We start from the raw sequence: 12,985 nt of genomic DNA on the forward strand, positions 1-12,985 counted from the left end.
GCACTTGTCTTGCCCATTCTCCCCACCTCACACATGGTTCCTTCGTGGTTCTCCTGGCCTGATGTTTTCACCACGCAAAGGGCCCGTCGAACCAGCCGCGGCAGTCCCGTCTCTCAGCGGTCAACAACCGGGAATGCGACGCGGAACTCCGTGCCTTTGCCGTTGTCCACCAGCTCCACCGAGCCCTCCAGCTGCCCGGCCAGCGTGTTGACCAGCTGCAGTCCCAGCGAGTCGGTGTTACGAAAGTCGATGTCCTTCGGGAAGCCAATGCCGTCGTCAGCCACGCGCAAAACATAGCGGCCGTTCTCGCGGTGCAAGCCAACGGTCACCAGACCTCCCCGGCCATCCGGGAAAGCATGGCGCAGGCTGTTGGTGATGAGCTCGTTGGCGATCAAACCGCAAGGGATGGCCGTGTCCACCCCCAGGTAGATGTCCTCCACATCCACTTGCAGCTCCACCCCGTCTGCCTTGACCCGATAGGTCTGGAAAAGCTGCGAGGCCAGCCGCCGCACATAGTCGGCAAAGCCCACGCGCGCCAAGTTGCCGGATTGGTACAGGCTCTCGTGAATGAGGGCCATGGAGCGCACCCGGTTCTGGCACTCCTGGAACACCTCCAGGGCCTGCGGGTCGCTCAGGTAGCCTGCCTGCAGGCGCAGCATGCTGGAGATGACCTGCATGTTGTTCTTCACGCGGTGGTGGATCTCCTTGAGCAGCACCGTCTTCTCCTGCAGGGCGGCCTTCACCTGATCCTCGGCGCGTCGCCGCTGGATGATGCCAGCTAACACGCCCGCCACCGCCCGCAAGAACTCCAGCTCCTGTCCTTCACATGCGTGCCCTTCCTGCATGTAGAAATTGAGCACGCCAAGGACAGTTTCGCCTGAGATGATGGGGACGCAGCAGTGGCCATGGGGCGTCATCCCTTCGTAGCTGACCTCGCGGCGGTCGTCTAAACGGTCGGCGATGACCACGGCGGCCTGCTCGGCAGCGCGCCCGCACAGGCAGCGCCCAAAAGGCACGCGGCTGCAGGCGGCCAGCAACGGCGCACTCAGCCCCATGTGCGCCTTCATCTCCAGCGACCCCTCGCCAGGCTCGGCCAGGAAAACGGCACCCTTGGCCTCCACGCCCAGCCATGGCACCTTGGCCACAATCGCCAAGGCCTGCTGCAGCAGCTCTTCTAACGGCGCGGGCCACAGCGACAGGGTGAGAAGTTCATTCAGCGCGGCCATGGTCTGGTAGCCGCGCCTGAGCTCCTGTTGCAACTTCTTCCGCTCGGTCACCTCGCGGGCAATGCCCTGCACGGCATAGGGCTTGCCATCGCGCAAGATGAGCGACGAGGTGATCTCGAGGTCCACATAGGTGCCGTCTTTGCGCCGCACCCGGAACTCGGTCGTCGAGCGCTGGGCGCCCGTTTCCACGATCTCCTGCAGCGTCTTGTTGGCCAGGGCCAACTGCTCGGGATCGAGCACGTCGGCGAAGGACAGACGGGCCACCTCCTTGGGCTCGTAGCCGAAGAGCCTGAGCGTGGAGGGGTTGGCGTCGAGGAATCTCCCCTCAAAGTCGTGCAGATACACACAGTCCATGGAGCGGTCGAACAGGGCGCGGTAGCGCTCCTCGCTCTCGCGCAGGCGCGCCTCCATAGCTTTGCGCTCGCGGATGTCGCGCACAATGCCGATGGCATGCCACGCTCCCTTGAGCTGCACGGCAGAGAGCGACAACTCGATGGGCACCGTGGTGCCATCCTTGCGCAGGGCTTCCAGCTCCATGGTCCTGCCCACCGCTGCGCCGCTGCCGGTCTCGCGAAACCGCGCAAAGGCAGCGGCGTGCCTGTCTCGCAGCTCGCGGGGCACCAGCAGGGCATGCAGGTTGCGGCCGGTCATCTCGTCTGCGTCATAGCCGAAGATGCGCGTGGCTGCTTGATTCCACAGGGTCACGTTGCCGTCCTGGTCAAGCATCACCACGCCGTCGAGGGCAGCCTCGACCAAGGCGCGCACCTGCTCCTGCTGCTCGCGCAGGTGTTGTTCCGCCCGCACGCGCGCGGTCACGTCGCGGAAGCTCCACACGCGCCCCACCACTTCCTGCCCTATGCGCTGCGGCCGGGAGTAGCGCTCGAACACCCTGCCATCTTTGAAGTGCAGCACATCAAAACTCTCGGCCTCCGGGTCGCTGTACAGCTCGCGCACCTTGCGCAGAAACTCCTCGGGCTCCTGCAACTGGTCGAGGACAAAGGCCAGGAGCTGGTCGTCATCGCGGGTGGCGGCCACCTCCTTGGGAATGCTCCACATGTCCCAAAATCTCTGGTTGTAGCTCTGCACCTTCCCTTGCCGGTCCACCACCAGGATGCCGTCGGCGGTGGCCTCTAAGGTGGCATGCAGGAGGGAGAGCGCATCCCTCAGCTCATGCTCTTGCCGCTTCTTTTCGCTGACGTCGCGGATGATGCCGCCCACCACCTGCTGGCCGGCTATGGTCACCGGAAACTTGGTCGTTTCGAAGATTCTGTCGCCGACCACTTCTTCATTGACCACCGGGCCGCCGTTGGCGATGGCCTGCAGGTCAGAGGCGCGGCAGTGCCCGGCCGGCTCCTTGGGCATCAGCTCAAAGTCGGTCTTGCCAATGACCTGCTCAGGCGGCAGGCCAAAAAACTCTGCCATTGCCGCATTCACCATAGCGTAGCGGAAGTCGCTGTCCTTGAGGAAGACCATGTCGGTGGTGCCGTTGACGAAGGCATTGTAGCGGGCCTCGCTGTCGCGCAGGCGTTGTTCGGCTTCTTTCCGTTCGGTGATGTCGCGCGCCACGCCCTCCACGGCAATGAGGTTACCTTGCGCATCGCGAATGCCCACGTTGCGCTGCTCGGTCCAGATGATGCGCCCGTCTTTGCGCACCCAGCGCAGCACGATGGGCCCGCTGTCCACTTGGCCCTGCAAGTACTTCTCCAGCAGTGGCCGGTCCTCAGGATGGACAAGCTTTAGCCCAAGGTCCGGGTCGGCATAGTGCTCCTCTGGTGTGTAGCCGGTGATGAGGGTAGCGGCGGGGCTGACGTAGGTGAAGCCACGCTGCGGCACAAAGTCGTAGCGGTAGATGATGTCCTGAGCGTTTTCTGCCAGGCGCCGATAGCGCTCCTCGCTCTGCCGCAGGGCTTCGGCAGCCTCCTTGCGCTCGGTGATGTCCTGGGCGGCTCCGTAGATGCGCGTCACCCTGCCGGCCTCGGCATCGAATTTCGGGATGGCATAGTCGCGCAGCCAGCGTACCTGCCCTTCGCGCGTCACAAAGCGGAACTCGCACGTGTCTGCCTGCCCTTGCTGCACCTTCTTCGCATGGGCCAGGGCGGCAGGGACGTCCTCCGCATAGACCATGGTCAGCCAGCCGCCGCGCTGGTCGATCTCCTCCATAGTGTAGCCGAAAGCGCGCACGAAAGAGTTGGTGAGCCATTCGCCCCACATGGTGCCGTCTTCTTCCACGCGGAAGGCGTAGGCAAAGTCGGAAATCATCTGCGAGATGTGCCGGTAACGCTCCTCGCTGTCGCGCAGGGCACGTTCGGCCTGGCGCCGCGCGCTGATGTCCCTCACCACGACCAGGTCCGCCGGCTTGCCCTCGTAGGTGATGAGTCCTGCGTTCAGCTCCACCTCGTGCCGCCCGCCCGTCCTATCGAGCAATAGGGTTTCGAAGAGCGACGGCACCGACTCACCGCGCATGCGGCGTTGGTAGCGCTCGGCCACCGCCGGAAGCTGCTCAGGTGCCACATACTTGGAGAACGGCGTATTGAGCAGCTCTTCCACGGTGCCGCCCCACATGGCGGCAACAGCCGGGTTGGCATACTTGACGAGGCCCTCCTGGATGAGGACGATGCCGTCGGTGAGCCGCTCGACAAGGTGGAGGTACTTCCCTTCGCTCTCCCGTTTGGCGCGCTCGCTTTCCAAGAGCTCGGTGACATCGCGCGAGATGCCCACCAGGCCAACGACACGGCCCTCCTTATCGCGGATGGGCACCTTGGTTTCGGAGCGCCACAGCACCTTGCCGTCGCGCGTGGGCGTAGGTCCCACCCGACCGACGAGCGGCTGGCCGGTGCGCATGATACGCTGCTCCTCCGCAAAGGAGCGCTGGGCATCGTCAGGCGGGAAAAAGTCAAAGTCTGTCTTGCCCACGGCTTCACGGGGGTGGCCGACGCCCAGCACCTCGACACACGCCTTGTTCAGCCGCACAAAGCGCGACTCCGTGTCCTTGAAAAAGACCCAGTCCGGCACGTTGTCCATGAGCGCGTAGAGCAGGTCACGCTCGCGCACCAGGTCCAGTTCTGCCTGGTGGCGGTCGGTGACGTCCTCCACGAAGGCCAACGTCGCCGGGCGCCCTTCCCACATGAAACTGACCGCATTGAACTCCACCCAACGCACCTGACCTTGCCGGGTGATGACCCGCGTGCGGCCAAAGCCAGGAGTCGTCTCGCCCTCGAGCCGCCTGCGGTACTGCGCCAGCGTCCTTTCTCGGTCCTCTGGATGGATGAGCTGCACCAGGCGCATGCCCACGATCTCCTCCGGGGCATAGCCGGTGACCTGGCTGATCCTGGCATTCGCATAGACGATCGCGTCTTCCTGCACGACGACGATGGCCTCGTGGGCGTTCTCCACCAGCAGGCGGGAGTGCTCTTCTGCGGTCTGGCGGAGGGCAAGCTCTTGCTTAAAGTCACACACATCATGCCCGACGCCGAGGAAAGCTTTCTTTCCGTTCCAGGTGGCAGGCAGCAGTCTGAACTCCAAACTCTTCGCCTTGCCATTGAGCTGGCGTTCCAGCTCGATGCGGTCGAGCTGCGGCAGGCGCGCACGCCCCTTGCCACGCGCACTCTGTGAGAGGCATGCCTGCCGCTCTTCGTTGAGGAGCTCGTTGTTGCCGAGCAAAGCCAGGGCGGCGGGGTTGGCCTCCAGCACTTTGCCGCGCTCGTCCAGGACCACCATGGGGAGGGTGTTCTCCAGGAAGAGGGCGGTGAAACGCTCCCCATAGTCCTTTCGCTCCTTGGCCAACGCCTCCCGGTCCGCGGACAGCCGCAGCGCCGCAATCGCCGCACCGATGTCGGCAGCAAGCTCGGCCAGCAGCTCGCTCTCGGCCGGGTCGAATGCCTCTGCCTCCTGGGCGTAGACGTTGAGCGCGCCGAACACCTGCCCCTGGACCAGAATGGGGATGGCAGCGGAGGAGCCATAGCCGCGGCGCAGTGCCTCCTTCCGCCACGGCGCAAAGCGCGGGTCGGTGGCGATGTTCGTGCACACCACCGGTTTGCCGCTGCGAATGGCAGTGCCGGCGGCACCCTGGCCGCGCGGCCTGTCCGCCCAGGTCAGGCGCAGGCCCTCAAGATAGCCCTCTTCGTAGCCGGCCTGTGCCACCGGCCGAACTCTCTTGGTACGGTCCCGCTCTGCCACCCCCACCCATGCCAAGCGATAACCGCCCACAGTGACCAGCAGGGTACACATGCGCTGCAGCAGCTCCTGCTCGTCCTGCATGGCCAGGCGTGCCTTGCTTGCGCGGCGCAACACGCGCAGAGCGCGGTTCACGCGCCGCAGCCGCTCGGCAGCGTGCCGTTGTCGCGTGATGTCCTCCAGAAAGCCGCTCACCGCCACTATGTGGCCGCCCGCGTCCCGCACAGGAACGGCCTCCTCCCTGATCCACCTCGGGCTGCCGTCCTTGCCGATGATGCGGTACTCGCACTGGAAGCCGCTCTGACCGCGTAGGCGCCGCTGCTCTTGGACGCGAGCGCGGTCGGCAGGGTGGATCAGCCGCCACCACAGCTCTGGATCGGCGGTGAATTCCCGGCTCGGGTGGTCGGTCACCTCCTCGATGCGCCGCGAGACAAACAGGAAGCTGAGATGCTCGTCAGGCAGCGCGCTGTAGACGACCACCGGCAGGGTCTCGCTCACCTGGCGGTAGCGCTCTTCGCTTTCGCGCAACTCCTGTTCGGAACGCTTGCGCTCCGAGATGTCACGCACGTGCATGACCACCAAGCTCTTGCCGTTCAACGAGACCTTGGACAGGGAGAGCTCCACTGGCACTGGCTCGTCGCTGGCGCGCAGGGCGGTCAGTTCCACCACCCCGGCCTCTTGCGGTTTTTCCGCAAAGCAGTTGCGCACCAATTTGAACCATTTCTCGCGAAACAGGCCGTCCAGCTTCTTGGCGAGCATCTCCTGGCGGCTGCGCCCGAACAAGGCCTCGGCGGCAGGATTGAACACCTGCACCAGGCCGTCTCGGTCCACGGCAATCATCGCATCGCGCGTGGAGTTGATGATGGTGCTGAGCATCACCTCTTTGCGCCAGATGGCCTCTTGGGCTTCCTTGCGCTCGCTCAGGTCGCGGATGGTGGCGCTGAAAAAGGTGCGTCCACCCACAGTCCAGCAGGCCAGCGAGTGCTCGGCCGGGAATTCGCTGCCGTCCTTGCGCAGACCCACCGACTCGTTGCTCATGCCCAGGACCGCCTGCCGGTGCACGGCCGCCTTTTCCCGGAAGCGCGCGCTGAAGTGCGCCCGCAACCGCTCGGGCATGAGCACGGTGAGCGGTCGCCCCACCAATTCGGACATGGTGTAGCCGAACACCCTCGTGGCGGTCTGGTTGCCGAAGATGATGTTCCCCTGCTCGTCGGCGATAAGGACCGCGTCGTCGGCGCTGTCCACTACTGCGCGGAAGCGCTGTTCGGATTCCCGCAGGATCTGCTCAAGTTTATGCCGATGCAGGGCCATCTCCACGGTGGCGCGCACTTCGCGCTCGTCGAAGGGCTTGAGGATGTAGCCGAAGGGCTGCGCCTGCTTGGCCCGCTCCAGCGTCGCATCATCCGAATGGGCGGTGAGAAAGACCACCGGTATGCCGCAACGGCCGGAGAGCTGCGCGGCAGTCTGGATGCCGTCCAGCTCGCCCCTCAGGCCGATGTCCATGAGGACAAGGTCTGGCCTCTCCTGCTCCACCGCGGCCAGGGCCGCCTTTCCGGTCGCTACCCGGCCGGTGACCCGGTAGCCGAGCTTCTCCAGGAGCTGCGCCAAATCGGCGGCCACCAGGCTTTCGTCCTCAACAATCAGAATCCGCTGTTTCTGTTCCATTTTCCCCTTTCCTCGCGTTGCGGTGCCATAGGAGGGCAGCCACGCTGGCTCACGCCGATTCGGCGCCGAAAGTGATGCGGAACTCTGTCCCTTGCCCGTTGGAGATGAGCTCCACTTCACCCTCCAACTGCGTAGTCAGAGTGTTGACCAATTGCAACCCCAATGATGGGCTGTCGCGAAAGTCCACGTCCTTGGGGAAGCCGACACCATCGTCCTTGACGCTGAGCACATAGGTGTCGTCGGTGCGCTGCAGACTCACCGTGATCTGCCCGCTCCTGCCGTTCGGGAAAGCATGCTTCAGCGCATTGGAGACCAGCTCGTTGACGATGAGCCCGCAGGGGATGCCTACGTCCACGCCAAGACGGACGTCGCTTACCTCGAGGTTCAGCGTGATGTCGGAGCGGCCGCTGTAGGAGCGGAAAAGATGGCTGGTCAGGTTGCGGAGATAGTCGGCAAAGTCGATGCGCGCCAAATCTTGCGACTGGTACAGCTTCTCGTGGATGAGGGCCATGGACTTGACCCGATTCTGGCTCTCCTGAAAGAGCTCAAGGGCGCGCGCGTCGTCGATGTAGCCGGCTTGCAGGCGGAGCATGGAGGAGATGACCTGCATGTTGTTTTTCACGCGGTGGTGAATTTCCTTGAGCAGCACCTCCTTTTCCTCGAGCGAAGTCGTGAGCTTGGCCATGGCGCGATTGCGTTCGGTGACATCGATGGCCATCTCGAACCGCACTCTCCGCCCGTCCGGCCAGCGAATGACCCGGTCCACCAGGTGGTAGTCTCTGTCGACGATGGGATTGTGGTAGTCCCACTCGTAGGGCTCGCCGTCCAGTTCACGAATGCGCCCGTTGGTGCAGAACGGGCAAGGAGCATCGAGCCCCTGGAGCTCTCGGTAGCACGTACCGCCCACCAGAGGCTTGCCAAAGGGGCGCTCCAGGGCGCCATTGGCAAACAGAATTTCGTGGGTGTCCATGTCCACCACGTAGATGGGCTCGCTAATGCTCTCCATGACCGACAGCAGTTGCTCGCGCTCAGCGCGCACGGCCATTTCCGCTCGCTTGCGCTCGGCAACCTCGGTGCTCAGCGCGCGATTCACTTTGCGCAGCTCGGCAGTGCGCTGCGCCACCCGCATCTCGAGCTCGGCATTTTGCCGCCGCACGGCACTGGTGCGCCACTGCACTGCACCCATGCCGATGGCCACACACGCCACTGTCGCAGCAAGTTTGAACCACCACCTCATCCAAAACGGCGGCACCACTTCGACGGCCAGGCCCTCTGCAGGCTCACTCCACACCCCGTCCCCATTGGCCGCCTTGACCTTGAACTGGTACTTGCCGGGAGGCAGATTGGTATAGGTGGCAAAACGCCTGGTGCCCACATAGTTCCAATCTCGGTCAAAACCGTCCATTTTGTAGGCGTAGGTGATGCGCGCCGGGCAAATGGAGTGCAAGCCGACGAACTCGAAGGTGAGCACGCGGTCGGCGTAGGAGAGGCGCAGCGAGGTAACCTCGCCGATGGCGCGCGGCAACAGGACACGGCCGTTCACCGGTTCACCGATGGGCACCGGCTGGTTGAAGAGCCGAAAACCGGTGAGCACCACTGCCGGTGGCACTGGGTCGTCGTGCATCGCCTCGGGGTGGAAAGCGTTGAATCCCTCTACGCCGCCAAAGTACATGGTGCCGTCGCGGCCCAGCAGGTAGGCGCCGGCGTTGAACTCGTTGCTCTGCAGGCCATCGGCCACGCCATAGGTGCGGAAACTGCCGGTGGCCGGGTCGAAGCGCGACAGGCCCGCATTGGTGCTCAGCCAGAGTCGGCCTTGGCGGTCGGCCAGTATCCCGTAGACCACATTGTTGGCAAGCCCTTCTGCCTCAGTGTACACGGTGCAGCGACCGGTTGCCGGATCTAAACGGTTGAGGCCGCCGCCAAAGGTGCCGAGCCAGACGACCCCTCGCGCGTCCTGGTACACGGCAGTGACGTAATCGGTGCTCAGACTGTACGGGTCGTCCTCCTGGCGCAGATAGCGGCGGCAGCGCCCAGTGTGCGGGTCGAACAGGTTCAGCCCGGCGCTGGTGGCTATCCACAACCTGCCCGAGTCGGCTGCACAGATGTCCAGCACCTGGTTGCCGCTCAGGGTCGTCGAATCGTTTGGCTCGCTGCTGAAGCGAGCAAAGGCATTGTGGCGGTGGTCATAGCGCGCTAGGCCTTGTACCGTGCCCACCCAAAGCGCGCCCTCCCGGTCGCAGTGCAAGGCCCTGATAAAGTCGCTTGGCAAGGCGCGGGGATTCTCCTGGCTGCCACGGTAGCGGGTCAGGCGCCCGGTGGCGCGGTCCAGGCGCGCCAAGCCGCCGCCATAGGTTCCTATCCACAGGCCGCCGGTAGAATCCCCTGCCAGTGCGAAGACTCGTCTGCCGGTGGTGGCGCTGAAGCGCGTCGTGTCCAGAACGTAGGAGGTGAAGACGAACTTGCAGCCCGCACTGCGGCGCAAGCGGGATAGGCCGTTGTCGGTGCCGACCCACAGGTCGCCATGGCGATCCTCCAAAAAGGCGCGCACGGAGTTGTCGCAGAGCGAATTGGGGTCGTCCGGATCGTGTCGGTACAGGGGGAACTTGCTGAGGTGAACCTTATAGGCGCTGACCCCGCTCATGGTGCCTACCCAGAGCACGCCGTTGCGGTCCTCAAGCAAGCTCCACACCACGTCGCTGCGCAGACTGTGGGGGTCAGCGGGGTTGTAGGCGAAGCGAGTGGCCCTGCCGGTGGCCGGCTCGTATTTGACCAGGCCGCCGCCTCGCGTGCCATACCACACGTTGCCCTGCGCATCCTCCAACACCGTCCACAGCCGTTCACCCGGAATGCCAGGGTGGGCACGCGCCCTGCCGATGTGGTGGATGAACACGCCGCGCTCTGGGTCAAACTCCTCAAGGCCTCCGTCCGTGGCCAGCCAGAGGGTGCCCCTGCTGCCCTGGCAGATACCGCGCACATAGTCGTCGATCAGGCTTTTCGGGTCGCGCGGGTCGTGGCGGTACTGCCGGAAGCGGCCCTCCGCACGCTCAAACAGGTTGAGGCCAGCGCCGTCAGTGCCGACCCACAGGCGACCGGAGCGATCCTCGTACACGCAGCGCACAAAAGCACTGCTCAGCGAGGTGGGGTCGCCTTCCTTGGGGCGGTAGCGGACAAAGGTGCCGTCGGACCGGTCAAAGCGGTTCAGGCCGCCATCTAAGATGGCCACCCAAAGGACGCCCTCGTGGTCCACGCACAGGCCGGCGACATTGTAGCTGCTCAGGCTGGTGCTGTCCTGAGGGTCGGGCAAATAGGTGCGGAATTGCTCGCTGGCAGGGTCGTAGTAGCTCAATCCGCCGCCATAGGCACCGACCCACAGGCCGCCCTGGGGATCTGCGCACAGCGCGTAGATGTTGATCAGCGGGTTGACACGCGCAGCGCCGGCTCTGCGCGGATCGGAACGAAACACGCGAATCGTGTAGCCATCGTAGCGGTTCAGCCCGTCCTCGGTGCCGAACCAGAGGTAGCCCTTGCTATCCTGGGCGATGCAGTAGACCATGCTCTGCGACAGCCCCTCGGCAACCGTCAGGTGCGTGAATCCCCGCGGCTCCACCTGAGCCAGGGCAGTGCCTGCCAAAGCGAGGGCGGCAACAAGTGCGGCCAGCCAGGCTGGTAGCCCAGGTATTCTTGCCGGGCCTCGGCGTTCCCCATTGTTGTTGTCCCGCCCCCAGGCCCTCGTGCACCCCGGCAATTGCCTGGTCAGGCAGTGCACACGGGCGTTTCCTTCGCCCTTTCTGGCAAAGCTCCTTTGCCGTTCATTGCCTAGCAGGTTCTTCCTGGAATTGACCGTTTCCATCTTCCGCCTCCACAACCTCCACCCACGGTGCAGTCCCGCCCGGTGACGTAGCGGGCTCCGGCACCCGGTCACACGTCTCCGCCTCCCGAAAGGCAATGGTGAAACGGGCTCCCTCCTCGCTGCTCTGCACGATCATGCTCCCTTCCACTCGCTCTGCTCATCGCCCGCCGCACGTCTATGGAAAGGCTGGCCGGCAGGGCGCAGGCCACATGCTACCATTCCGCTCATCCTCGTTCCCTTGCTACTCGCTCGCCGTGCTCCCTTCAGGCAGCGGCGGCCTGGTGCTGCCGGGTCGTGGCGAAACGCTTCGTGGCGCAAGGTGCCGGGGGGCATGCCAGGCGCAGGTCGGCGCTGGCGGTGAACAAGCACCTGGCCGCCGCGGCCACCGCCTGCCGAACGCGGGCGGCGTCCTCCGGGCAGGCCACCTCCACCAGAAGAAGCGGACCGCTGCCTTCCCCGCTCAGCTGCTGCACCGCAAGCTCCACCCGCAGGGTATCGAAGGGCGGATGCAGCACCAGATGCGGCACATCTCCCAGCATGCGCTCGGCGATGGAATCCACCAGACAGGGCGTCATGGCCACCAATAGGGCGTGGCCGTTCACCTTGTTCAACGACCGCCTGAGCTCCAGGGCATCCACAAAGCGCATGATGTCCCGTATGCAGATAACCACTTGCCCCTGCTCGGCGGCATTTTCCGCTGCGACCTTCACCTTGCCTTCTCTCTTCATGCCTTGACCTTTCTTTTTCCCCCTCGCCTTCGAGCAGCGCCCTTGACGCGCGAGAGTGATGAGCGGCCGGCGGCGTGCTGCCCCTGGTCAGCCGGTCGTGCGCCCTGCAATGAGCCGCCCCTCACCAGGCAGCATAGTCCCAACTGCTGTGCCGACTTGCGCAGGTAGCTGCTGGCGCCGAGGCGATAGCTTTCCACCAGGTCCTCCTCTGAGTGCGAAGAGGTCAGGACCACCACCGGTATGTCCCTGGTGCGCTCGTTCGCCTGCAGGCAGCGCAACACCTCCATGCCGCCCATGTCCGGCAGACCCAAGTCCAAGAGCACCATCTCTGGCTTGTAGCTCAGGTCGCGACCGCCGAACTGCCCGGTGCCGAAGAGGTACTGCAACGCCTCTGTCCCAGTCCGCACCGTGACGATGTCGCCTTCGACATATGCCTGGCGGAGCAGACGCACGGTGAGTCTCCGGTCGTCCGGATCGTCCTCCACCAGGAGGATATAGGGCTTTGCCATTGTCTCCTCCCTATGCTCGTGGGCCGCGGCTTGCGGCCATGTCCCACGCCGCGCCAGGCGTATCCGCGTGCTCGACCCTCTGGGCGTGCCGCAAGCGCAGCAGATAGCCAATCACCCCTGCATCGGTCAGGGCCTGGATGCTACCGCTCACCGCCACACGGCGGGCGTCGCGCGTGAAGAGGCTGAAGGCAACAGGGAGGATTCCAGCAAGCCCCTCCTCTGCGAGTGTCGCGATCTCCGGAATGGCCAGTCCTGGCGCCGAAACCAGCAGCTCCCGCAGCGGGACCCCCACCGCCTCCTGTTCGCTCCAGCCGGTCAGCGCCTCGGCGGCAGCATTGAGGTAGACCACCTCCACTTTCACGTCGGCGACCAGGAGCGCCTCCTCGGCGCAGCTGAGCGTGGCACGGAAGAGGCGCAGCATGAGTTTGAGCTGCCGCTCCCGCCTGCCATGGTGCAGCGCCAGTTCCACGACGCTGCGCAAGTCCTTCTCCTCGAAGGGCTTGCAGATAAAGCCATAGGGGTCAGTCTGCTTGGCGCGCTGAAAGGTAGCAAGATCGCTGATGGCGGTGCAGTAGACAAGAGGGATGTCGGCGATTGCCCTAATCTGCCGTGCCGCCTCGATGCCGTCCATCTCCCCCTTGAGCCCGATGTCCATCAACACCAGGTCAGGCCCTTCATCCCTGGCGCGGCACACCCCCTGCTCGCCGGTGCGCACGATGCCGCAGACCGCGTAGCCGAGGTTGCGCAACATCGCCTCCATGTCCTTAGCCACGATGACTTCATCCTCGACAATGAGCACTCGTGCTGCCGGTTCCATGCTACCCTCTGCCCTTT

The 12,985-nt window shown here is 64.5% G+C and carries 5 protein-coding genes; all 5 read right to left on the reverse strand.

Going from position 1 to position 12,985, the window contains the following annotated elements; all coding sequences use genetic code 11:
• Positions 1–113: 113 nt before the first annotated feature.
• The 5 genes from NUW13_03905 to NUW13_03925 all read right to left on the reverse strand — a co-directional run bounded on the left by NUW13_03905 (position 114) and on the right by NUW13_03925 (position 12,968).
• Entirely contained in the window at positions 114–7,064 is a 6,951-nt protein-coding gene (locus NUW13_03905) for a PAS domain S-box protein (protein MCR4438171.1), read from the reverse strand.
• A 49-nt stretch (positions 7,065–7,113) separates the two neighbouring features.
• On the reverse strand, positions 7,114–10,914 hold the full coding sequence (locus NUW13_03910; protein ID MCR4438172.1) for an ATP-binding protein: 3,801 nt from the start codon (positions 10,912–10,914) through the stop codon (positions 7,114–7,116).
• Between the two features lie 263 nt (positions 10,915–11,177).
• A complete protein-coding gene (locus NUW13_03915; protein MCR4438173.1) occupies positions 11,178–11,642 on the reverse strand; it encodes a hypothetical protein in 465 nt (154 codons plus the stop codon).
• Positions 11,639–12,151: a response regulator gene (locus NUW13_03920; protein ID MCR4438174.1), complete on the reverse strand. Its 513-nt coding sequence runs from the start codon at positions 12,149–12,151 to the stop codon at positions 11,639–11,641. Before NUW13_03920 ends, NUW13_03915 begins: the two co-directional genes overlap by 4 nt.
• A gap of 10 nt (positions 12,152–12,161) precedes the next feature.
• Entirely contained in the window at positions 12,162–12,968 is an 807-nt protein-coding gene (locus NUW13_03925) for a response regulator (GenBank protein ID MCR4438175.1), read from the reverse strand.
• Positions 12,969–12,985: the final 17 nt, after the last annotated feature.

This window comes from candidate division KSB1 bacterium (genome assembly GCA_024655945.1).
In the GTDB taxonomy this organism is placed as follows: Bacteria; Zhuqueibacterota; Zhuqueibacteria; order JANLFK01; family Oleimicrobiaceae; genus Oleimicrobium.

Excerpts from the sequence above, each read along its gene's own strand:
- NUW13_03910 (MCR4438172.1), bottom strand. The coding sequence starts at position 10,914 with ATGGAAACGGTCAATTCCAGGAAGAACCTGCTAGGCAATGAACGGCAA.
- NUW13_03925 (MCR4438175.1), bottom strand. The coding sequence starts at position 12,968 with ATGGAACCGGCAGCACGAGTGCTCATTGTCGAGGATGAAGTCATCGTG.
- NUW13_03920 (MCR4438174.1), bottom strand. The coding sequence starts at position 12,151 with ATGGCAAAGCCCTATATCCTCCTGGTGGAGGACGATCCGGACGACCGG.
- NUW13_03915 (MCR4438173.1), bottom strand. The coding sequence starts at position 11,642 with ATGAAGAGAGAAGGCAAGGTGAAGGTCGCAGCGGAAAATGCCGCCGAG.
- NUW13_03905 (MCR4438171.1), bottom strand. The coding sequence starts at position 7,064 with ATGGAACAGAAACAGCGGATTCTGATTGTTGAGGACGAAAGCCTGGTG.